This window comes from Variovorax paradoxus (assembly GCF_902712855.1).
Classification (GTDB): domain Bacteria; phylum Pseudomonadota; class Gammaproteobacteria; order Burkholderiales; family Burkholderiaceae_C; genus Variovorax; species Variovorax paradoxus_Q.
In genome coordinates this window covers 5,366,376-5,387,617 of record NZ_LR743507.1, presented here as the reverse complement: position 1 = coordinate 5,387,617, position 21,242 = coordinate 5,366,376, and the positions used below count along the sequence as shown (strand labels likewise).

General features: G+C 68.6%; 15 protein-coding genes. 9 read left to right on the top strand and 6 right to left on the bottom strand.

The genetic code is table 11. The features are described from left to right. The first annotated feature begins 16 nt into the window (after window positions 1–16). Both AACL56_RS25565 and AACL56_RS25560 read left to right on the top strand, forming a co-directional pair. On the top strand, window positions 17–313 hold the full coding sequence (locus AACL56_RS25565) for an acylphosphatase (RefSeq protein ID WP_339092590.1): 297 nt from the start codon (window positions 17–19) through the stop codon (window positions 311–313). 161 nt (window positions 314–474) lie between these two features. Beyond that, window positions 475–1,395, top strand: a complete 921-nt coding sequence (locus AACL56_RS25560; RefSeq protein WP_339092589.1) for a hydroxymethylglutaryl-CoA lyase — start codon at window positions 475–477, stop codon at window positions 1,393–1,395. Between the two features lie 22 nt (window positions 1,396–1,417). Here AACL56_RS25560 and AACL56_RS25555 read toward each other — a convergent pair whose 3' ends face one another. The 4 genes from AACL56_RS25555 to nirB form a co-directional block, all read right to left on the bottom strand. Next, window positions 1,418–3,169, bottom strand: coding sequence for a bifunctional protein-serine/threonine kinase/phosphatase (locus AACL56_RS25555; RefSeq protein WP_339092588.1), 1,752 nt, complete (start codon window positions 3,167–3,169; stop codon window positions 1,418–1,420). A gap of 11 nt (window positions 3,170–3,180) precedes the next feature. Then, window positions 3,181–3,993 carry a formate/nitrite transporter family protein gene (locus AACL56_RS25550; protein ID WP_339092587.1) on the bottom strand — a complete coding sequence of 271 codons (813 nt, stop codon included), beginning with the start codon at window positions 3,991–3,993 and terminating at the stop codon, window positions 3,181–3,183. A gap of 73 nt (window positions 3,994–4,066) precedes the next feature. Continuing rightward, on the bottom strand, window positions 4,067–4,408 hold the full coding sequence (gene nirD / locus AACL56_RS25545) for a nitrite reductase small subunit NirD (RefSeq protein WP_339092586.1): 342 nt from the start codon (window positions 4,406–4,408) through the stop codon (window positions 4,067–4,069). A 31-nt stretch (window positions 4,409–4,439) separates the two neighbouring features. Further along, complete coding sequence (gene nirB / locus AACL56_RS25540) at window positions 4,440–6,974, bottom strand: nitrite reductase large subunit NirB (protein WP_339092585.1); 2,535 nt, start codon at window positions 6,972–6,974, stop codon at window positions 4,440–4,442. A 420-nt stretch (window positions 6,975–7,394) separates the two neighbouring features. Between nirB and AACL56_RS25535 the strand changes: the two genes are divergently transcribed. The 5 genes from AACL56_RS25535 (at window position 7,395) to AACL56_RS25515 (ending at window position 11,022) form a co-directional block, all read left to right on the top strand. Further along, window positions 7,395–7,883 (top strand): YbaK/EbsC family protein, encoded by a 489-nt coding sequence (locus AACL56_RS25535; protein ID WP_339092584.1) that lies wholly within the window; start codon window positions 7,395–7,397, stop codon window positions 7,881–7,883. Further along, window positions 7,880–8,137, top strand: a complete 258-nt coding sequence (locus AACL56_RS25530) for a DUF1289 domain-containing protein (RefSeq protein WP_339092583.1) — start codon at window positions 7,880–7,882, stop codon at window positions 8,135–8,137. The genes AACL56_RS25535 and AACL56_RS25530 overlap by 4 nt, the downstream gene beginning before the upstream one ends. Continuing rightward, on the top strand, window positions 8,134–8,775 hold the full coding sequence (locus tag AACL56_RS25525) for a 2-hydroxychromene-2-carboxylate isomerase (RefSeq protein ID WP_339092582.1): 642 nt from the start codon (window positions 8,134–8,136) through the stop codon (window positions 8,773–8,775). The genes AACL56_RS25530 and AACL56_RS25525 overlap by 4 nt, the downstream gene beginning before the upstream one ends. Window positions 8,776–8,983: 208 nt before the next feature. Continuing rightward, complete coding sequence (locus AACL56_RS25520; protein WP_339092581.1) at window positions 8,984–10,678, top strand: MFS transporter; 1,695 nt, start codon at window positions 8,984–8,986, stop codon at window positions 10,676–10,678. A gap of 194 nt (window positions 10,679–10,872) precedes the next feature. Next, window positions 10,873–11,022: a hypothetical protein gene (locus AACL56_RS25515; RefSeq protein ID WP_164546835.1), complete on the top strand. Its 150-nt coding sequence runs from the start codon at window positions 10,873–10,875 to the stop codon at window positions 11,020–11,022. A 184-nt stretch (window positions 11,023–11,206) separates the two neighbouring features. Here AACL56_RS25515 and AACL56_RS25510 read toward each other — a convergent pair whose 3' ends face one another. Continuing rightward, window positions 11,207–12,319: an ABC transporter substrate-binding protein gene (locus AACL56_RS25510; protein WP_339092580.1), complete on the bottom strand. Its 1,113-nt coding sequence runs from the start codon at window positions 12,317–12,319 to the stop codon at window positions 11,207–11,209. Between the two features lie 189 nt (window positions 12,320–12,508). Beyond that, the gene (locus tag AACL56_RS25505) at window positions 12,509–13,621 is read right to left on the bottom strand and encodes an ABC transporter substrate-binding protein (RefSeq protein ID WP_339092579.1); all 1,113 of its coding nucleotides are present in this window, start codon (window positions 13,619–13,621) and stop codon (window positions 12,509–12,511) included. 185 nt (window positions 13,622–13,806) lie between these two features. Here AACL56_RS25505 and uvrA point away from each other — a divergent pair, with 185 nt between their 5' ends. Together uvrA and AACL56_RS25495 are read left to right on the top strand one after the other, a co-directional pair. Further along, entirely contained in the window at window positions 13,807–19,644 is a 5,838-nt protein-coding gene (gene uvrA, locus AACL56_RS25500) for an excinuclease ABC subunit UvrA (protein WP_339092947.1), read from the top strand. Between the two features lie 529 nt (window positions 19,645–20,173). Continuing rightward, window positions 20,174–21,223, top strand: a complete 1,050-nt coding sequence (locus tag AACL56_RS25495) for an ornithine cyclodeaminase (RefSeq protein ID WP_339092578.1) — start codon at window positions 20,174–20,176, stop codon at window positions 21,221–21,223. The last annotated feature ends 19 nt before the right edge of the window (window positions 21,224–21,242 follow it).

Genomic DNA, 21,242 nt, shown 5'->3' with positions numbered 1-21,242 from the left:
TGACTCCTGCCGAGGCATGAACACCGTCGTCCGCCATCTCGCCATCCGCGGCCTCGTGCAGGGCGTGGGCTATCGCTGGTCGATGGTGCAGGCCGCGAAGCGGCTCGGCCTGCGCGGCTGGGTGCGGAACCGGCGTGACGGCAGCGTGGAAGCGCTGGTGGCCGGCGAGGCACTCGCGGTGGACGAACTGGTCCGCTGGGCGCGCCGCGGACCGGAGGGCGCGCGCGTGGACACGGTCGATGCCGGCGAGCCGGCCGGCGCCATCGCGGCGCAGGCGCTGCCCGATGGCTTCGAGCAGCGCGACACAGCCTAGCGGCCCCGGCCTGCTGCCGGCCCGAACCTGGAGGCTGGCGCCATTTGCAACCTCGCAGGCGCGCATTGCTACCTTCCCCGGCTTCTGTACCAGGCAAGGGATTGCCATGTGGCCGACAATCCGGAGCAGTCTTCATCCCCCAGCGATACAAGAGACATCCCATGAAACTCCCCACCCAAGTCAGACTCATCGACGTCGGTCCGCGCGACGGCCTGCAGAACGAAAAGCAGCCCGTGTCCGCCGAAGTGAAGATCGGCCTCGTGCACCGCCTGCAGGACGCGGGCCTGAAGGAAATCGAGGTCACCAGCTTCGTGTCGCCCAAGTGGGTGCCGCAGATGGCCGACAACGCCGAGGTGATGCACGGCATCCGGCGCAAGGCCGGCGTCCTTTATTCGGTGCTCACGCCCAACATGAAGGGCTTCGAGGCCGCCATCGCCGCACCGCGCGAGGAGTGGCCCGACGAGATCGTGGTGTTCGGCGCCGCGAGCGAGGCCTTCAGCCAGAAGAACATCAACTGCTCCATTGCCGAGAGCATCGAGCGCTTCGCGCCCGTGGTGGCCGCGGCGCTCGACAAGGGCATCGCCGTGCGCGGCGCGATGTCGTGCACGGTCGGCTGCCCCTACGAAGGCGAGATCGCGCCGGAGAAGGTCGGCTACCTTGCGCAACTGATGAAGGGCATTGGCGTGCAGCGCGTGGACGTGGCCGACACGATCGGCGTGGGCACGCCGCGCAAGGTGCAGGCCGCCATGGAAGCCACGCTGGCGCACTTCGGCATCGACGCCATTTCCGGCCACTTCCACGACACGTACGGGCAGGCGCTGGTCAATACGCTGGCGGCGCTCGAGCTGGGTGTGTGGAACTTCCAGTCGTCCTCGGCCGGCCTCGGCGGCTGCCCCTACGCCAAGGGCGCGACGGGCAATGTCGCGACCGAGGACGTGGTCTACATGCTGCACGGCATGGGCATCGAAACCGGCATCGACCTCGACAGGCTGATCGACGCAGGCGCGTACATCAGCGAGGCGCTGGGCCGCGAGCCGAACTCGCGTGCGTCGAAGGCCATCCGCACCAAACGGGCCGGCTGAAGCCACGCACGGGGCGGCGTCTTCAGCGACCGAAGGCGCGCAGCCCCAGCAGCACCACCACGGCCGCGGCCAGCAGCACGGTGGTGCATTGCCAGAACAGCACCGGCCGGCGCTCGATCAGCGCGGGTGGCCTTGCGCGAAGAAATTCCGGGCCCGGCGCCTTGAGGTCGTGCACGAACTCCGACACCGCCTCCTGCCGCTTCGCGGCCTGCGGATGCAGCGCCTTCTGCAGCACCGCATCGACCCAGGACGGCAGGTCGGGGCGGAAGTGGCGCACCGGCACGTAGCGCAGCCGGCCGGCGTCCGCAGCGGAACGGATGCGCGATGCCTGCAGGCCATAGGGCAACTGCCCGGCCAGCATCCGGTAGGCGATCACCGCGAGCGAGAAGAGGTCCGAGCGCGCCGTGCCGCCCTGGCCCGTGAAGTACTCCGGCGCGGTGTACTGCAGCGTGCCCTCGATGGCCAGCGCCCGGCGCTCGCCGGTGCCGTCGGAAAGCCCCGCCACATGCGCGGCCGCCAGGTCGATGAGCTTCACCGTGCCCGCGCGGTCGATCATCACGTTCTCGGGCCGAAGGTCCTGGTGCAGCATCTCCTTGCCGTGCATCGCCTGCAGCCCGCGCGCCAGCTGCGCGACGATGGCCCGCACGCTGTCGAGTGCCGGGCGCGGGTTGTCGACCATCCACTGCGCCAGCGTGTGGCCTTCCACGTACTCCATCGCCACGTAGAGGTGGCCGCGCGCACGCTCGATGGGCGCGGCCTTCAGCACGTGCGGGCTGTCGATGCGCCGCGCCACCCATTCCTCGAGCACGAAGCGGTCGAGGTAGTCGGCGTCGTCGCGCAGGTCGACCGACGGCAGCTTCAGCACCACCGGCCGGCCGGTGGCATCGTCGGTGGCCAGGTACACATGGCTGCGCGCGCTCATGTGGATGTCGCGCACCAGGGTGAAGCCCTCGAACCGGGCGCGCGGCGCGAGCTGCGGCGGCATCGCGAGGCCTTCCCGCTGCAGCTGCGCGTGCGGCGCATCGGGCTCGGGCAGTTCATCGATGCGCAACAGCTGGACGGTGCTGTCGTCGTCGCTGCCCCTGGCCTGTGCGCCTTCCGCCAGCATGCGCGCTGCGGCGTCGAGATCGTCGCCGCAGCGCGCCAGCGCTTCGTTCACCGCGGCGACGTCGAGCTGCGCATGGGCACCGTCGGTGGCCAGCAGGTAGACGTCGCCCACCTCGGCTGGCCAGCAGCGGTAGTCGATCTCCACGTGCGCGCCCGCGCCCAGCGCCCGGCCGAGGTACGACTCGGCCGGCGACACGTGCACGCGGTGGTCTTCGGTGAGCTGTTCGAGCGCATGGGCGTGCAGGCGGTAGATGCGCGCGTCGCCGACGTGCAGGAGGTGGGCGTCGCGGCCCTTCACGATCAGCGCGCTGAAGGTGCAGACGTAGCCGCTGTCCTTGTCGAAGCGCGCGTCGCTGCGCATCGTCTGCGCATGCAGCCAGGAGTTGGTGGCGTCGAGCACGCGCTGCGCGGAGCGCCGTACCGACCATGCATCGGAGGTTGCGCAGTAGTCGTCGAGAAAGCCGCGCACCGCCGCCGCGCTTGCGACCTGGCTCACGCGGCTGGAGCCGATACCGTCGGCGATGGCCAGCACGATGCCCTTCGATGCGCGCAGCGCACCCTCGGGCAGCATCGCGCCGTGGAAGTCCTGGTTGACCTGCGATCCGGCGCCGGCCAGCGAATGCTGGCCGAGCGTGACGCGCAGCGCCTTCCGGGGCGAGGCGGGCATGCGCGCGCGGATCAGCCGAGGACGCGCTTGGGCGCCGTCTTGTAGTGCGTCGAGTAGAGCGTGAGGCCCACGAAGGTCAGCCCGCCCACCAGGTTGCCCAGCACCGTGGGGAGTTCGTTCCAGATCAGGTAGTCCATCAGCGTGAACTTGCCGCCGAGCATCAGGCCGGTGGGAAACAGGAACATGTTGACGATCGAGTGTTCGAAGCCCATGTAGAAGAAGATCATCACTGGCATCCACATGCCGATGGCCTTGCCCGACACGGTGGTCGACATCATGGCGGCCACCACGCCGGTCGACACCATCCAGTTGCACATCACGCCGCGGATGAACAGCGTGAGCATGCCCGCCGCGCCGTGCGCCGAGTAGCCCAGCGTGCGGCCTTCGCCGATGTGGCCGAGCCGCTCGCCGATGGCGTTGGGCGCCTCGCTGAAGCCGAAGGTGAAGATGACGGCCATGAACACCGCCACCGTCAGCGCGCCGGCGAAGTTGCCGACGAACACCAGGCCCCAGTTGCGCATGACACCGCCCCAGGTGGCGCCGGGACGCTTGTCGAACACGGCCAGCGGTGCCAGCGTGAACACGCCGGTCAGCAGGTCGAAGCCCAGCAGGTACAGCATGATGAAGCCGACCGGGAACAGCATCGCGCCCACCAGCGCATTGCCGGTGTTCACGGTGATGCTCACCGCGAAGGCGGCGGCCAGCGCGAGGATGGCGCCCGCCATGTACGAGCGGATGAGCGTGTCGCGGGTGGACATGAGCAGCTTGGATTCGCCGGCATCGACCATCTTGGTGACGAACTCGGCGGGGGCTAGATAGGCCATGGGGATCCTTGAGAGAAGCGAAAAAAAAGCGGAGAAGAGCGCGGAGGACGAGAAGAGTGGCGAAGGCCGCGGTTCAGGCCAGCGCGACGAGCACGCGGCCTTCCTGGACGCGCACCGCATGCGCGCGCACCGAGTGCTCGGGCGCCTCGATGCATTCGCCGTTGCGCAGGTCGAAGTGGTTCTTGTAGAGCGGCGACGCAACCACGATGCGGTCGCCGAGGCTGCCGACCAGTCCGCGCGAGAGCACGCTGGCCTTGGCCTTCGGATCGACGTTGTCGATGGCGAACAGCGCCTGTTCCTGGCCGACGCTGAAGATCGCCACGTGCACGCCGTCGACCAGCGCGCACACGCCGGTGTCGGGGAGGATGTCGGTGGCGGCGCACACTGGGGTCCATCGGAGATTGGCTTGGGTCATGGAGGCTTTCCTCGGGGTGTGGTTGCGGGATTCAGGCCATCGACACGTCGGCCGCTTCGCCGCGTTCGCGCTCTTCTGCGCGCGCCGGCCGGATCTGCCCGCGTTCCTGCACGAACACGATGTGCTCGTCGGGCTTCTCGCTGTTGACGAAGGAGCGGAAGCGCTGGCGTGTGGCAGGGTCGTTCACCGCGGTCTTCCATTCGCACTGGTAGGTGTCGACCACGCGCTGCATCTGGGTCTCGAGCTCGCCGCCCAGGCCCAGCGTGTCCTGCAGCAGCACGCCCTTGAGGTAGTCGAGGCCGCCCTCGAGGTTCTCGCGCCAGGTGCTGGTGCGCTGCAGCCGGTCGGCGGTGCGCACGTAGAACATCAGGAAGCGGTCGATCAGGCGAATCAGCTCGGCCTTGGTGAGGTCGCTGGCCAGCAGCTCGGCATGGCGCGGCTTCATGCCGCCGTTGCCGCACACGTACAGGTTCCAGCCCTTGTCGGTGGCGATGATGCCGACGTCCTTGCCCTGTGCCTCGGCGCATTCGCGGGTGCAGCCCGAGACGCCGAACTTGATCTTGTGCGGCGCGCGCAGGCCCTTGTAGCGGTTCTCCAGCTCCACGGCCAGGCCCACGCTGTCGTCCACGCCGTAGCGGCACCAGGTCGAGCCGACGCAGCTCTTCACGGTGCGCAGCGACTTGCCGTAGGCGTGGCCCGACTCGAAGCCCGCCGCGATCAGCTCTTCCCAGATGGCGGGGAGCTGTTCGACGCGCGCACCGAACATGTCCACGCGCGCACCGCCGGTGATCTTGGTGTACAGGCCGTACTTCTTCGCCACCTGGCCCACCGCGATCAGCCCGTCGGGCGTGACCTCGCCGCCCGGCATGCGCGGCACCACCGAATAGGTGCCGTCCTTCTGGATGTTGCCGAGGAAGTAGTCGTTGCTGTCCTGCAGCGCGGCCAGGTCCTTCTTGAGCACGAACTCGTTCCAGCACGACGCGAAGATGCTCGCGGCGGTCGGCTTGCAGATGTCGCAGCCCAGGCCCTTGCCGTGCTTCGCCAGCAGGTCGGCGAAGCTGCGGATCTCGCCCACGCGCACCAGGTGGTACAGCTCCTGGCGCGAGTAGGGGAAGTGCTCGCACAGGTGGTTGTCGACGGCCATGCCGCGCCGGGCCATCTCCATCTTCATCACCTGCGTGACGAGCGGCACGCAGCCGCCGCACGTGGCGCCGGCCTTGGTGCAGGCCTTCATTTCGGCGCTGGTGCACACGCCCTGGCCCACGGCCTCGCAGATCCAGCCCTTGGTGACGTTGTTGCACGAGCAGATCTGCGCGGTGTCGGGCAACGCGTCGACGCCCAGGCCGGGCCTGGCCTTGCCGTCGCTCGACGGCAGGATCAGGAACTCGGGGTCGGCCGGCAGCGCGATGCCGTTGAGCGCCATCTGCAGCAGCGTGCCGTATTCGGAGGCGTCGCCCACGAGCACCGCGCCCAGCAGCTGCTTGCCGTCCTCGCTGACGACGATCTTCTTGTAGATCTGCTTGCGCTCGTCGATGTACTGGTAGGCGCGCGACTTCGGCGTCCTGCCGTGCGCGTCGCCGATGCTGGCCACGTCCACGCCCATCAGCTTGAGCTTGGTGCTCATGTCGGCGCCGGTGAAAGCCGCGTCGGCCTCGCCCGCGATGTGTCTCGCAGCCACGCGGGCCATGTCGTAGCCGGGTGCGACGAGGCCGAAGGTCTGCTCGTTCCACGAGGCGCATTCGCCGATCGCGTAGATGTCGCGGTCGCTGGTGCGGCAGTGGCTGTCCACCGCCACGCCGCCGCGCGGGCCGACCGCCAGCACGCTCTGGCGCGCCAGTTCGTCGCGCGGGCGGATGCCGGCGGAGAACACGATCATGTCGGTCTCGAGGTGCGTGCCGTCGGCGAACACCATGCGGTGGCGCGCGGTGGCGCCGTCGGTGATCTCCACCGTGTTGCGGCCGGTGTGCACGTGCAGGCCCAGGTCCTCGATGCTGTTGCGCAGGGCACGGCCGCCGCCTTCGTCGACCTGCACCGCCATCAGGCGCGGCGCGAACTCCACGACGTGGGTTTCCAGGCCCATGTCGCGCAGCGCCTTGGCGCATTCCAGTCCCAGCAGGCCGCCGCCCACGACGACGCCGCTGCGCGATCTCGCGCCGCAGGCCTTCATGGCCTCGAGGTCCTCGATGGTGCGGTAGACGAAGCAGTTCGGCCGGTCGCGGCCGGGCACCGCGGGCACGAAGGGGAAGGAGCCGGTGGCCAGCACCAGCTTGTCGTACGCGATCACCTCGCCGTCGGCGGTGGTCACGGTGTTGTTGCGGCGTTCGATCGCGGCCGCGCGCGCGGCCAGCCGCAGCGTGAAGCCGCTGCGCTCGAAGAAGCCGGGCTCGACGAGCGACAGGTCCTCGGCCGTCTTGCCAGCGAAGAATTCGGACAGGTGCACCCGGTCGTACGCCGGACGTGGCTCTTCGCACAGCACGGTGACCTGCGCGTCGGCGATGCCGAGCTCGTGGAGCTGCTCGAGGAATTTGTGGCCGACCATGCCGTGGCCGATGACTGCGATCTTCATTGCGGGTCCTGCACGCAACCGCCCCGGGAAGCTGCGGCCCGCCTGCGGCCGCCCGGTGGATGGACGGCTGCAGTGGGACCCCCGCGAAGGAACGGATGCGAAGTTGGGTTGGAGCAGACGAGCCGCTGGCTGGTGGGCCCTCGGCTCGCTCGAACCCCGCCGTCGTTAGCGGAGGCACTGTGGACGCGCCATCAGGTCAGCGTGCCCACGCCTTGGGTGCAGCAATATCCGTGCCGCAATCTGAATTCCGGGAATCCGGGGCCTGCGACCGGTTCCGCACCGCGCAGGTACCGGCGTCATGGGCCGGCGCACGGGTCTCGTGCGCCGGCCGGTCGCCGGATTCGCCGAATTGGTGCGCTGCCGCAAGGGTGGCGGCAGCATCCGGCAGCGGTAGACGAAGCCTTTTCGTATGCTCGGGGCATGTGCGGTTCCGAACTCCATTCCCTTCCCGACGGCGTCCAGCGCGTTTCCCGCGTGCTCCAGGATGCCGGCCATCCCCACTCGCCGCGCATGCTCGATGACGCATGCCGCACCGCGCAGCAGGCCGCCGATGCACTCGGCATCTCCGTGGGGCAGATCGCCAAGAGCATCATCTTCAGGCGCAAGAGCGACGAGGCGGCGGTGCTGGTCATCACCTCGGGCGACAAGCGCGTCGACGAGAAGAAGGTCGATGCACTGGTCGGCAAGACCGGCCGCGCCGACGCCGACTTCGTGAAGTCGCGCACCGGCTTCACCATCGGCGGCGTGTCGCCGGTGGGGCATGTGACCAAGCCGGTGGTCCTGATCGACCGCGAGCTGTTCCGCTTCGAGGAGATCTGGGCAGCTGCGGGCCATCCGCATGCGGTGTTCCAGCTGCGTCCGCACGATCTCGAGAAGCTCACCGGCGCGCCGGTGGCCGACGTGGTGTGAACTTCGACGCGGCTGAAACGCTGGCCGGGCGCGCCGTGGCCGTGCAGGCCGGGGCCGACGCGGTGCCGTCGCCGTGTTCCTCGGTCTGCCGCATGGACCGCCTGAGCGGCTTCTGCGAAGGCTGCCTGCGCACCATCCCCGAGATCGCCGGCTGGAGCAGGATGGAAGACGAGACGCGGCGCCACGTGTGGCGCGCGATAGAGTTGCGCGCGCGGGCCGGCATCTGGCGCGCGCCAGGAGACAACGCCCCATGAAGCACATCGACTTCTATCTCGACTTCATCTCGCCCTACGCGCACCTCGCGTTCGAGCACCTGCCCGAGGCGCTCGAAGGCCTGAGCTTCAGCGTGGCCTACAAGCCGGTGCTGCTGGGCGCTCTGCTCAAGCAGCACGGCCAGCTCGGCCCGGCGGAGATCCCGTCGAAGCGCAGCTGGACCTACCGGCACGTGCTGTGGCTGGGCCACGCGCACGGCATCCGCATCGAGATGCCGGCCTCGCATCCCTACAACCCGCTGGCGCACCTGCGCCTGGCGCTGTCGACGAGCGACGACGGCAGCATCAGCCGGCTCGTGGCCGAGACCGTCTTCCGCCATGTATGGAACGGCGGCGAGGAAGCTGGCGATCCCGCGCGCCTCGCGGCGCTCGCCGCGCAGCTCAAGCCGAAGCGCGACGCCGGCAGCGACGAGAGCAAGGCCCTGCTCAAGCGCAACACCGACGAGGCGCTGCAGCTCGGCGTGTTCGGCACGCCGGCGTACGTGGTCGATGGCCGCCTCTTCTGGGGCTTCGACGGCCTCGCGATGCTGCGTGCGTACCTGCTGGGCGACGCCTGGTTCGACGGTCCGCAATGGACCGAAGCCGACCAGCGCCCGTCGTTGCTGCGCAGCAAGTCCTGAGCGCTTTGCTGCACGGCAGCAGGGCCTGAGGACAAACCCGAGCAGGGCTGCGATTTCCTACAGGCTGAAACGCGCCACGCGGGTTTCACCCTAATTCGTAAGCGTCGGTTCAGTTTCGCGAAAGTCTCGGGTCAGTCGCGCCTCCAAGAATGCCGCACGGTCCCGGTTATCGGGTGCCGGATGAACGCATACACACAGGAGACGATCCATGGCAGCCACACTAGATTCACGGGGAGTGCCGCATCCGGCCCCCCGGCCCATGTCAGCGGAGGAGAAGAAGGTCATCTTCGCTTCCTCGCTCGGCACCGTGTTCGAGTGGTACGACTTCTACCTCTACGGCTCGCTCGCCGCGATCATCGCGAAGCAGTTCTTCAGCGGCCTGGATGCGGGCGCGGCCTTCATCTTCGCGCTGCTGGCGTTCGCCGCCGGCTTCCTGGTGCGCCCGTTCGGCGCCATCGTGTTCGGCCGCCTGGGCGACATGATCGGGCGCAAGTACACCTTCCTGGTGACGATCCTGATCATGGGCCTGTCGACCTTCATCGTCGGCCTGCTGCCCAGCTACGCGACCATCGGCGTCGCCGCGCCGGTGATCCTGATCGCGCTGCGCATGCTGCAGGGCCTGGCGCTCGGCGGCGAGTACGGCGGTGCCGCCACCTACGTGGCCGAGCACTCGCCGCACGGCAAGCGCGGTGCCTACACCTCGTGGATCCAGACCACCGCCACGCTCGGCCTGTTCCTGAGCCTGCTGGTGATCCTGGGCGTGCGCGAAGGCCTGGGTGAAGCGGTGTTCAACGACTGGGGCTGGCGCGTGCCGTTCCTGGTGTCGATCCTGCTGCTGGGCATCTCGGTGTGGATCCGCCTGACGCTGTCGGAATCGCCCGCCTTCCAGAAGATGAAGGCCGAGGGCAAGACCTCGAAGGCGCCGCTCGCCGAGTCCTTCGGCCAGTGGAAGAACCTGAAGATCGTCATCCTGGCGCTGGTCGGCCTCACGGCCGGCCAGGCGGTGGTGTGGTACTCGGGCCAGTTCTACGCGCTCTTCTTCCTCACGGCGCAGCTGAAGGTCGATGCGACCACGGCCAACCTGATGATCGCGGCCGCGCTGCTGCTGGGCACGCCCTTCTTCGTGATCTTCGGCACGCTGTCGGACAAGATCGGCCGCAAGCCGATCATCATGGCCGGCTGCCTGCTGGCCGTGGTCACGTACTTCCCGGTCTTCAAGATGCTGACCGAAGCCGCCAACCCCGACCTGGCCCGTGCGCAGGCCACGGCCGGCGTGACCGTCACCGCCGACCCCGCCACCTGCTCGTTCCAGGGCAACCCGGTGGCCCGCGAGATCGACTTCAAGAGCTCGTGCGACATCGCCAAGCGCTACCTCGTGCAGAACTCGGTGAGCTACGAGAACGTGGCCGGCGCGCCGGGTTCGAAGGCCGTCGTGAAGATCGGCGACAAGACGGTGGAAGCACCGATCGGCAACGTCGTGAACCTCAAGTTCGACGAAAGCTCCGCCAAGGAAATCGCCGCCTTCAAAAAGGGCGTGGCCGAGGACCTGAAGATCGCCGGCTACCCGAGCAAGGCCGACCCCGCGAAGATGAACAAGGTCATGACCGTGGTGCTGCTGTTCTGGCTGGTGCTGCTGGTGACCATGGTCTACGGCCCGATCGCCGCGATGCTGGTCGAGATGTTCCCCACGCGCATCCGCTACACCTCGATGAGCCTGCCGTACCACATCGGCAACGGCTGGTTCGGCGGCCTGCTGCCCACCACCGCCTTCGCCATCGTGGCCTCGACCGGCAACATGTACAACGGCCTCTGGTACCCGATCATCATCGCGGCCGTCACCCTGGTGATCGGCACGCTGTTCATCCGCGAAACGAAGGACGTGGACATCTACGCGAATGATTGACTGACCCCGGGCTTCGCGCACTTCGTGTGCTTCGCCAACCCCCTCTCCGAGGGGGCAACACCTGCGGCCCGGCAAAGCCGGTTCCGCGGTGTTCCCCGCGAAACGCCGGGGCATTCTGATCCGTCAGTTCAACAAAGAGGCTTCATGCCGACCGCATGAGGCCTTTTTCTTGAACCATCCAGGAGACAGCACCCATGTGGAAAATCGTCGTCGGCTTCGTCATCTTCGCCGCCATTGCCCTGTACGTGATCTCGAAGGCCGGTGACAAGGTCGACATGTCCGGCGAGAAGCATGGTGGCGACACCACCACGCACGAGCCGGCACCCGCCGCAGCGCCGAAGTAACCCGGGCTTCATGCCGGGCCTCCGGTGTTGCCCCCGGCAGGGGGAGGAGGAGCGGACACGAAGTGCCGCGCAGCCTTAGGGTCGAGTCCAGGAACACCAAGGAACCGGCTTCGCCGGGCCTTGGGTGTTGCCCCCGGTAGGGGGAAGGAGCAGCGACACGAAGTGCGCGAAGCCTGGGGGCGAGCTACCTCCTGAAGCGCCCGTCGCTCACGATCGACAGGTCGACGTAGTCGATGCCGGTGTGGTCGGTGGGCGAGTAGCTCACGTCGATGCCGCCGCCCATGTCGTACTGGAAGCTGTTGAGCGTGGCGATCAGCCTGGCGCGCGTGGGCTTGGGCCCGGTGCGGCGCAGCGCCTCGACCAGCACCTTGGTGGCGACGAAGCCTTCGAGCAGCGCGGGCGACAGCTCGTTCTGGCCCTTGGCCTTCGCCAGCGTCATCGCCTCCTTGATGAGCGGGTGCGCCGCCGCGCGTTCATACGGCAGCACCTGCGTGATGATCACGCCCGCGCTCGCCGAGCCCAGTTCCTTGATGAAGCCCGAGGCCGCGTTGTTCGACAGCGTGATGATCTGCGCCGCCGAGCCCGCGGCGCGCAGCGCCTTGATGCCGTCGGTGACGGCCGTGCCCGAGCCGATCCACAGCACCGCCTGCGCGTTCGCCTTGGTCAGCTGCGGCACGATGGCCGCGTAGTCGGGCTTGTTGCGGTCGGCCAGCGCCACCACGGCCGGTTGCAGGTTCGCCTTCGCGAAGCCCTTGCTCGCGCCTTCCATCGCGTCCTTGCCGAACGAATCGTCGGCTTGCACCACGGCGATGCGCTGGATGCCGGTCGTCTGCAGGTGCTGGACCGCCTTCTCGGCCTCGCGCTGGTAGGTCGAGCGCACGTTGAAGATGTTCTTCTGCACCGGCGTGTGCAGCGCCATCGCGCCGGTCGACGGCCCGACCAGCGCCACGCCGTACTTGTCGAGCAGCGGAATCACCGCCAGCGTGTTGGGCGTGCCGCGGTTCAGCAGCAGCGCCACCACCTTGCGGTCCTCGATCAGCACGCGGGTGTTCTCCAGCGAACGCTTGGCGTCGAGGCCGTCGTCCATTCGGATCACCTCGATCTGCTCGCCGTTGATGCCGCCCTGCGCGTTGACCGCATCGATCACCAGCTGCGATCCCGCGATGGTTTCCTTCACGCTGGCCGCGACCGGACCCGACAGATCGGCCGACTGCCCGATCAGGATCTGGGCCTGCGCGGCGGTCATTCCCAGGGCCAGCGTGAGCGCAGCGGCGCAGGACGTCAACGTTTTCTTCATCGAGCAAGGCCTTTCGGTAGCAGGTGCTGATGTCAACAGGTGTGTAATGTGTTGCTGAACGTCACCGACTGCTAGCTCGCGCAAACCCTGTCAAACCAAGGTTTCCAGGGCTCCAGCAGGCCCTCGAAAGCAAACGGCCCGCCGGAAGTCCGGCGGGCCGCTGGATGAAGAAAACAAAAAAAGAAGAACTCAGCGCTTGAAGCGTCCGTCGCTGATGATCGAAAGGTCGGCGAAGTCGATGCCGCTGTGGTCCTGCGGCGAATAGCTCACCTCGAGCCCGCCGCCCAGGTCGTAGGCGCGGATGGACTCGAGCGCGGCCACCATCCTTGCGCGCGTGGGCTTCGGCCCCGCACGGCGCAAGGCCTCGACCAGCACCTTGGCCGACGCGAAGCCTTCCAGCGCGGCCGGCGAGAGTTCGGCCTGTCCCTTGGCCTGCGCGAGCGCCAGCGCTTCCTTCACCATCGGCTGGCCGATGGCGCGTTCGCTCGGGAACACCTGCGTCACGATCACGCCCTTGCTCGCATCGCCCAGCTGCTTGATGAAGCCCGACGAGGCGTTGTTCGACAGCGTGACCACCTGCGCCGCCGAGCCCGCGGCGCGCAGCGCCTTGATGCCGTCGACCACCGCGACGCCCGAGCCGATCCACACCACGGCCTGCGCCTCGGCGCCCTTGATGGCGGGCACGATCACCTTGTAGTCGGGCTTGTCGCGGTCGGCCGGGACGGTCGCGATCGGCTTGGCCTTGCCCTTGGCAAAACCGGTCATGGCGCCTTCGAGCGCGTCGGCGCCGAACGAATCGGTCACGTGCACCACCGCGATCCGGGTGAGGCCGATGGTCAGCAGGTGCTGCACCGCTTTCTCGGCCTCGCGCTGGTAAGTGGCGCGCACGTTGAACACGTGCTTCTGCAGCGGCTTGTGCAGCACCATCGCGCCGGTCGACGGGCCGATGAGCGCCACGTCGTGCTTGTCGAGCCACGGGATGATGGCCTGCGAGTGCGGCGTGCCGCGGCTCATGAACAGGGCGAGCACCTTTTTGTCCTCGATCAGCGCGCGGGCGTTCTCGCCGGCGCGCTTGACGTCGAAGGCATCGTCCATGCGGATCACTTCGATCTTCTCCCCATGGATGCCGCCTTGCGCGTTGGCCGCGTCGATCACCAGCTGCGCACCGCCGATGGTCTCGTTCACGCTCGCGGCCACGGAGCCGGTCATGCCGGCGGTCTGGCCGATCAGGATCTGGGCCGACGCGCCCATGGCGCTGAGTGCCAGCAGGGCGGCGGCGCAAAGTGCGCGCGTCTTCGTCATGGAAGCCTTTCGGAGCAAGGAATGGACAGTTCGGTGACTGGTGCAAACAAACGTCGTATTTGTTTCCAGAAGTGACATTCATGCCATTCGGAGAAACCCCTGCGCAGTGGCCGACCTTGTGACGTAACGCACGAAGCCGTCACGGCCCACTCCCTAGAATGTTTGCCCCACCCCCCAAGGCACTCATGACACAGGGCTCCATCCGGATTCGCGGCGCACGCCAGCACAACCTCCAGAACCTCGACCTCGACATCCGTACTGGCGAGATGACCGTGGTCACCGGGCCCAGCGGCTCGGGCAAGTCCAGTCTCGTTTTCGACACCCTCTACGCCGAAGGCCAGCGGCGCTACGTGGAGACCTTTTCCGCCTATGCGCGCCAGTTCCTGGACCGCATGGACAAGCCGGCCGTCGACAAGGTGGAGGGCGTGCCGCCCGCCATAGCCATCGACCAGACCAACCCGGTGCGCTCGTCGCGCTCCACGGTCGGCACCATGACCGAGCTGAACGACCACCTGAAGCTGCTCTTCGCGCGCGCGGCCAACCTGTTCGACCGCGAGACCGCGCTGCCGGTGCGGCACGACTCGCCCGACAGCATCTATGCGCAGATCGTCGAACGCGCGGCGGCTGCCGGCGATCCGCGGCTGGTGGTCACCTTCCCGGTCGAACTGCCCGCGAGCACCACGGCCGACGAAGTCACGCAATGGCTGTCGGCCAGCGGCTTCACGCGCGTGCAGGCCGAGCGCGAGGTGGCCACGCCCACCGGTCCGCGAAAGGTGCTCGACGTGGTGGCCGACCGTTTCCGTGCATCGAGCGCCGAGCGCGCGCGCGTGGTCGAGGCCATCGAGGTGGCGCTCAAGCGCGGCAGCGGCCGCGTGACCGTGCATGCGACGGGGGCGGAGGGGCCCGCCGCCGGGCCGCCCCAAGGCGGGCCAGCCCCCTCGGGGGGCAGCGAACCACACGAAGTGGGGAGCGTGGGGGCGACGTCCGCCGTGGCCGATGTCTGGAAGTTCTCCACGGGGCTGCATTGCCCCGAGAGCGACATCCGCTATGCAGACCCGATCCCGTCGATGTTCTCGTTCAACTCGGCCGTCGGCGCCTGCGACACCTGCCGCGGCTTCGGCCGCGTGATCGGCGTCGACCTCGGCCTCGTGATCCCGAACGACAAGCTCACGCTGCGCGCGGGCGCCATCAAGACCATCCAGACCCCGGCCTGGAAGGAAGCGCAGGACGACCTCATGCGCCACGCCGAGGCCGCGGGCATTCCGCGCGACACGCCCTGGAACAAGCTCACCGACGAGCAGAAGCACTGGGTGATCGAGGGCACGCCCAACTACAAGGAAGGCAACTGGAACAAGCAGTGGTACGGCGTGCGCCGCTTCTTCGGCTACCTGGAGAGCAAGGCGTACAAGATGCACATCCGTGTGCTCCTGTCGAAGTACCGCAGCTACACGCCGTGCCCGACCTGCAGCGGCGCGCGGCTGAAGCTCGAGAGCCTGCTGTGGCGCATCGGCAGCAAAGAAGACGCCGACGCGGTGCTGCCGCCCGAGAAGCGCTTCATGCCCCACGGCGTGAAGTGGACGCGCGCGCAGCTCGAGGCGCTGCCCGGCCTGTGCCTGCACGACCTCATGCTGCTGCCCATCGAGCGGCTGCGCCGGCTGTTCGACCGCGTCGAGCACCACGGCAACGGCCAGACGGTGAGCGAAGGCGAAACCCAGGCCCTCAAGCTCCTGTTCGAGGAAATCACCACCCGCCTGCGCTACCTGCACGACGTCGGCATCGGCTACCTCACGCTCGACCGCCAGAGCCGCACGCTCTCGGGCGGCGAGGTGCAGCGCATCAACCTCACGACCGCGCTGGGCACCTCGCTGGTCAACACGCTCTTCGTGCTCGACGAGCCCAGCATCGGCCTGCATCCGCGCGACATGAACCGCATCACCGAGGCCATGCTGCGCCTGCGCGATGCGGGCAACACGCTGGTGGTGGTCGAGCACGACCCGGCCGTGATGCTCGCGGCCGACCGCGTGATCGACATGGGCCCCGGCCCCGGCATCCGCGGCGGGCAGATCGTGTTCGACGGCACGACGGATCAATTGCGCGACGCCGACACGCTCACCGGCCAGTACCTCGGTGGCCGCAAGAAGATCGGCATGGGCTTCAAGCGGCTCGTGAGCGAGAACACGCACCGGCTCATCCTCGAAGGCGCGCGCGAGCACAACCTGCAGAACGTGACCGTCGAATTCCCGCTCGCGCGGCTGGTGTGCGTCACCGGCGTGAGCGGCTCGGGCAAGTCGACGCTGATCCAGGACGTGCTGGCGCCCGCGCTCATGCGCCACTTCGGCAAGGCGACCGAAACGCCGGGCGCGCACGACCGCCTGCTGGGCGCCGATCACCTGGGCGACGTGGTCTTCGTCGACCAGTCGCCCATCGGCAAGACCGCGCGGTCCAACCCCGCGAGCTACGTGGGCGCGTGGGACGCGATCCGCGAGATCTTCGCCACCGCGGCGCTCTCGCGCCAGCGCGGCTACACCGCGAGCAAGTTCAGCTTCAACTCCGGCGACGGGCGCTGCCCGACCTGCGGCGGCTCGGGCTTCGAGCACGTCGAGATGCAGTTCCTGTCCGACGTGTACCTGCGCTGCCCCGACTGCGACGGCAAGCGCTACCGCCCCGAGATCCTCGAAGTGCGCGTGGAGCGCAAGGGCCGGAGCTACAACGTGGCCGACGTGCTCGACCTCACCGTGGCCGAGGCGGCCGCCGTGTTCGAGGCCGACCGCGACGTGCTGCGCGTGCTGCAGCCCATCTCCGACGTGGGCCTCGACTACGTGAAGCTCGGCCAGCCCGTGCCCACGCTGTCCGGCGGCGAGGCGCAGCGCCTCAAGCTCGCCGGCTTCCTGGCCGAGGCGGCCAAGAACGCCACCGCCAGCAGGCAGTCGGTGGCCCGCAAGGGCACGCTCTTCCTGTTCGACGAGCCGACCACCGGCCTGCACTTCGACGACATCGCGCGCCTGATGCGCGCGCTGCGCAAGCTGCTCGACGCCGGGCATTCGCTGATCGTCATCGAGCACAACCTCGACGTGATCCGCGCGAGCGACTGGTGCATCGACCTCGGCCCCGAAGGCGGCGAGGGCGGTGGCCAGGTGGTGGCCGAGGGCACGCCGGAGCAGCTGCGCGAGGACCGCGCCTCGCTCACCGGTGCCGCGCTGGCCGACTACGAACTGGCCATCGGGCCCGATGCCTACAAGGTGGCCGAGCGCGCCGCGCGCCGCTACGTCGCCAGTGCCAGGAAGGACGCACCGGGCAGCGAGGCCGTCCAGATCGTCAACGCGCGCGAGCACAACCTGAAGAACCTCAGCGTGGACATTCCGCGCGGCAAGTTCAGCGTGGTGACAGGCGTCAGCGGCTCCGGCAAGTCGACGCTCGCCTTCGACATCCTGTTCAACGAGGGACAGCGCCGCTATCTCGAATCGCTCAACGCCTATGCGCGCAGCATCGTGCAGCCGGCGGGCCGGCCCGAGGTGGACGCGGTGTACGGCATTCCGCCGACCGTGGCCATCGAGCAGCGCCTGTCGCGCGGCGGACGCAAGAGCACGGTGGGCACCACCACCGAGGTATGGCACTTCCTGCGCCTGCTGTACGTGAAGCTCGGCATCCAGCACTGCATCCACGACGGCGCCGCCGTGCAGCCGCAGACGCCCGACAGCATCGCCGCGCAGCTCATGCGCAACTTCAAGGGCCAGCACATCGGCCTGCTCGCGCCGCTGGTGAGCAACCGCAAGGGCGTGTACACCGAGCTGGCCGACTGGGCGCGGCCGCGCGGCTTCACGCACCTGCGCGTCGACGGCGACTTCCTGCCGACCACCGGCTTTCCGCGCATCGACCGCTTCAAGGAGCACAGCATCGAACTGCCGGTGGCCAGCCTCGACGTGCTGCCCTCGAAGGAAACCGAACTGCGCGAGGCGCTGACGAAGGCGCTGGAGCATGGCAAGGGCGTGGTGCATGTGCTGAGCGAACTCGACGGCCTGCGCGCCGCCATGATGGCGGGCGTGTCCGCCGTGGGCATCGGCCGCGTCAACGTGTTCTCCACCTTGCGCGCCTGCCCGGTGTGCAGCACCAGCTACGCCGAGCTCGATCCGCGCCTGTTCAGCTACAACAGCAAGCACGGCTGGTGTCCCGACTGCGTGGGCACCGGCGTGAAGCTCAGCAAGGACCAGCGCAAGGTGTTCGACGACTCCGTGCTGGCCGACGACAACAAGGGCCGCGAGCAGACCTTCGCCGAGCCCGAGGTGGAAGACCTGGCCGACGTGGCATGCCCGACCTGCCAGGGCACGCGCCTGAACGCAACGGCGCGCGCCGTGAGCTTCGGCGCCTCGCCGGCCGACGGCCTGAGCGGCATCGGCATCACCGAGCTGGCGCGCATGAGCGTGACCGAGGTGCGCCAGTGGTTCGACGGGCTGACGCTGTCCGGCCGCGAAGCCGAGATCGCACGCGACCTGGTGCCGGAGATCAGGAGCCGCCTCGAGTTCCTCGAGGAAGTGGGCCTGGGCTACCTCACGCTCGATCGCGGCGCACCCACGCTTTCGGGCGGCGAGGCCCAGCGCATCCGCCTGGCGGCGCAGCTCGGCAGCAACCTGCAGGGCGTGTGCTACGTGCTCGACGAGCCGACCATCGGCCTGCATGCGCGCGACAACCAGATCCTGCTCGATGCGCTGCACAAGCTCGGCGACAAGGGCAACACGCTGGTGGTGGTGGAGCACGACGAGGACACCATCCGCCGTGCCGACCACATCATCGACATCGGACCGAGCGCCGGCAAGCGCGGCGGCCGGCTGGTGGCCGAAGGCTCGGTGGCCGACATCGAGGCCGCGGGCGATTCGCAGACCGGCCGCTACCTGCGCGACGCCATCCGGCATCCGCTGCAGGCGCGCCGCCTGGTTCCGTCGCCCGACCCCAAGGCCGAGGAAAGCGGGCAGTGGCTCACCGTGCACGGCGCCGACCTGCACAACCTGCAGGACGTGACCGCCACGCTGCCGCTGCACCGCCTCGTGGTGGTCACCGGCGTCAGCGGCTCGGGCAAGTCGACGCTTGCGCGCGACGTGCTGCTGGCCAACGTGCAGGGCATCGTGACGCAGCGAATGACCAAGGCCGGCCGCGACGCCGACGCCGCGGGCAAGCGCCCGGCCTGGGCCGGCTGCAGCAAGGTCGAAGGGTACGAGAGCGTCGACCGCGTGCTCGAGGTCGACCAGACCCCGATCGGCAAGACCCCGCGCAGCTGCCCGGCCACCTACATCGGCTTCTGGGACACCATCCGCAAACTTTTCGCCGACACGCTGGAAGCCAAGGCGCGCGGCTACGGCCCGGCGCGCTTCAGCTTCAACACCGGCGAAGGCCGCTGTCCGGGCTGCGAGGGCGCGGGCGTGCGCACCATCGAGATGAGCTTCCTGCCCGACGTGAAGGTGCCCTGCGAGGTGTGCCACGGCGCGCGCTTCAACCCCGAGACGCTGGCCGTGAGCTGGCGCGGCAAGAGCATCGGCGACGTGCTGAAGATGGAGGTCGACGAGGCCGTCGAGTTCTTCGCGAGCATGCCCAACATCGCACACCCGCTGCAGCTGCTGAAGGACGTGGGGCTCGGCTATCTCACGCTGGGGCAGCCGTCGCCTACGCTGTCCGGCGGCGAGGCGCAGCGCATCAAGCTGGTGACCGAACTCAGCAAGGTGCGCGACGACGTCACCCGCCGCGGCCAGAAGGCGCCGCACACGCTGTACGTGCTCGACGAGCCGACCGTTGGCCTGCACATGGCCGACGTCGAGAAGCTGATCCACGTGCTGCACCGGCTGGTGAACGGCGGCCACAGCGTGGTGGTGATCGAGCACGACCTCGACGTGATCGCCGAGGCCGACTGGATTCTCGACCTCGGGCCCGAAGGCGGCAACGCGGGCGGGCGCATCGTGGCGGCGGCGCCGCCGGAGGAAGTGGTGCGGTTGGGCACGCACACGGGCGTGGCGCTGGCGCCGGTGCTGGCCAGGTAGGCTCGCCCCCAGGATGCGCGCACTTCGTGTCGCTTCTCCCTCCCCCTACCGGGGGCAACACCGGAGGCCCGGCAAAGCCGGTTCCTCGGTGTTTCTGGACTCGCCCCCAGGATTCGCGCACTTCGTGTCGCTACTCCTTCCCCCCTACCGGGGGCAACACCGGAGGCCCGGCAGAGCCGGTTCCTCGGTAGTCCTTGGCTCGCCCCCAGGCTTCGCGCACTTCGTGTCGCTTCTCCCTCCCCCCTACCGGGGGCAACACCGGAGGCCCGGCAGAGCCGGTTCCTCGGTGTTTCTGGACTCGCCCCCGGGCTGTGCGGCGCTGCGTGTCGCTCCTCCTTCCCCCTGCCGGGGGCAACACCTGCGGCCCGGCAGAGCCGGTTCCTCGGTGTTTCTCGAAGGGTTCCCACAAAGCGCGAGCAGGCGCACAATGATTTCGACCCTTGGCCCAGGCGCATCCTGAATCAGCCATGGTGGAGTGAACATGCGAGGGGATGAAGCGCCGCGGCGGGGCTACGCAAGGAGCCATGTCATGACCCGCTTCATCGATGTTCACAGCCTGGTTCGCCTGGTGGACGAAACCGGGGTTCCGCAGTTTCTCGCCGCGCTGGCCGACGCGCTGCGCGACGACTTCCTGCGATGGCGCGAGTTCGACAAGAAGGCGCGCGTGGCCAGCCATTCGCACCTGGGCGTGATCGAACTCATGCCCGTGGCCGACGACGGTGCCTACGCATTCAAGTACGTCAACGGGCATCCGCACAACACGCAGGTGGGGCTGCCGACCGTCATGGCCTTCGGCGTGCTGGCCGAGGTGGACACGGGGTACCCCGTGCTGCTGTCGGAGCTCACGCTCACCACCGCATTGCGCACGGCCGCCACCTCCGCCATGGCCGCCAGGGCGCTGGCACGGCCCGATTCGCGCAGCCTCGCATTGATCGGCAACGGCTCGCAAAGCGAGTTCCAGGCCCTGGCCTTCCATGCCCTGCTCGGCATCGAGGAAGTGCGCGTGTTCGACACCGACCCGCACGCCACCGACAAGCTGGTGCGCCACCTCTCGGCCTGCACGCCGCTGGACATCGTGCGCGCGACGTCGGTGGCCGACGCCGTGCGCGGCGCCGACATCGTCACCACCATCACCGCCTACCAGGGCCATGCGGCCGTGCTCACGCCCGGGATGATCGAACCGGGCATGCACATCAACGCGGTGGGCGGCGACTCGCCCGGCAAGACCGAGCTGCATCCCGATGTGCTGCCGCTGGCGAAGGTGTTCGTCGAGTACGAACCGCAGACCCGCGTGGAAGGCGAGATCCAGCAGGCGGCCGCGGACTTTCCCGTGCACGAGCTGTGGCGCGTGCTGCTGGGCGAAGTGCCGGGCCGCGAGAGCCCGCGGCAGGTCACGCTGTTCGACTCGGTCGGCTTCGCGCTCGAGGACTACACCGCGCTGCGCTACATCCAGCGCATCGCCACCGAGCGCGGCATTGGCCAGCAGATCGCGCTGGTGCCGGAGCTCGACGACCCGAAGGACCTGTTCGGCCTCACGGCCTCGGGCAGGCGCCGCGCGGTGCTGCGGCGTGCGGCATGATCGGCGGCTTCACCTGCGC

Coding starts and splice junctions, on each gene's coding strand:
- AACL56_RS25495 (WP_339092578.1), top strand. CDS start 20,174: ATGACCCGCTTCATCGATGTTCACAGCCTGGTTCGCCTGGTGGACGAA.
- uvrA (WP_339092947.1), top strand. CDS start 13,807: ATGACACAGGGCTCCATCCGGATTCGCGGCGCACGCCAGCACAACCTC.
- AACL56_RS25550 (WP_339092587.1), bottom strand. CDS start 3,993: ATGGCCTATCTAGCCCCCGCCGAGTTCGTCACCAAGATGGTCGATGCC.
- nirB (WP_339092585.1), bottom strand. CDS start 6,974: ATGAAGATCGCAGTCATCGGCCACGGCATGGTCGGCCACAAATTCCTC.
- nirD (WP_339092586.1), bottom strand. CDS start 4,408: ATGACCCAAGCCAATCTCCGATGGACCCCAGTGTGCGCCGCCACCGAC.
- AACL56_RS25535 (WP_339092584.1), top strand. CDS start 7,395: ATGTGCGGTTCCGAACTCCATTCCCTTCCCGACGGCGTCCAGCGCGTT.
- AACL56_RS25565 (WP_339092590.1), top strand. CDS start 17: ATGAACACCGTCGTCCGCCATCTCGCCATCCGCGGCCTCGTGCAGGGC.
- AACL56_RS25560 (WP_339092589.1), top strand. CDS start 475: ATGAAACTCCCCACCCAAGTCAGACTCATCGACGTCGGTCCGCGCGAC.
- AACL56_RS25515 (WP_164546835.1), top strand. CDS start 10,873: ATGTGGAAAATCGTCGTCGGCTTCGTCATCTTCGCCGCCATTGCCCTG.
- AACL56_RS25520 (WP_339092581.1), top strand. CDS start 8,984: ATGGCAGCCACACTAGATTCACGGGGAGTGCCGCATCCGGCCCCCCGG.
- AACL56_RS25555 (WP_339092588.1), bottom strand. CDS start 3,169: ATGCCCGCCTCGCCCCGGAAGGCGCTGCGCGTCACGCTCGGCCAGCAT.
- AACL56_RS25525 (WP_339092582.1), top strand. CDS start 8,134: ATGAAGCACATCGACTTCTATCTCGACTTCATCTCGCCCTACGCGCAC.
- AACL56_RS25510 (WP_339092580.1), bottom strand. CDS start 12,319: ATGAAGAAAACGTTGACGTCCTGCGCCGCTGCGCTCACGCTGGCCCTG.
- AACL56_RS25505 (WP_339092579.1), bottom strand. CDS start 13,621: ATGACGAAGACGCGCGCACTTTGCGCCGCCGCCCTGCTGGCACTCAGC.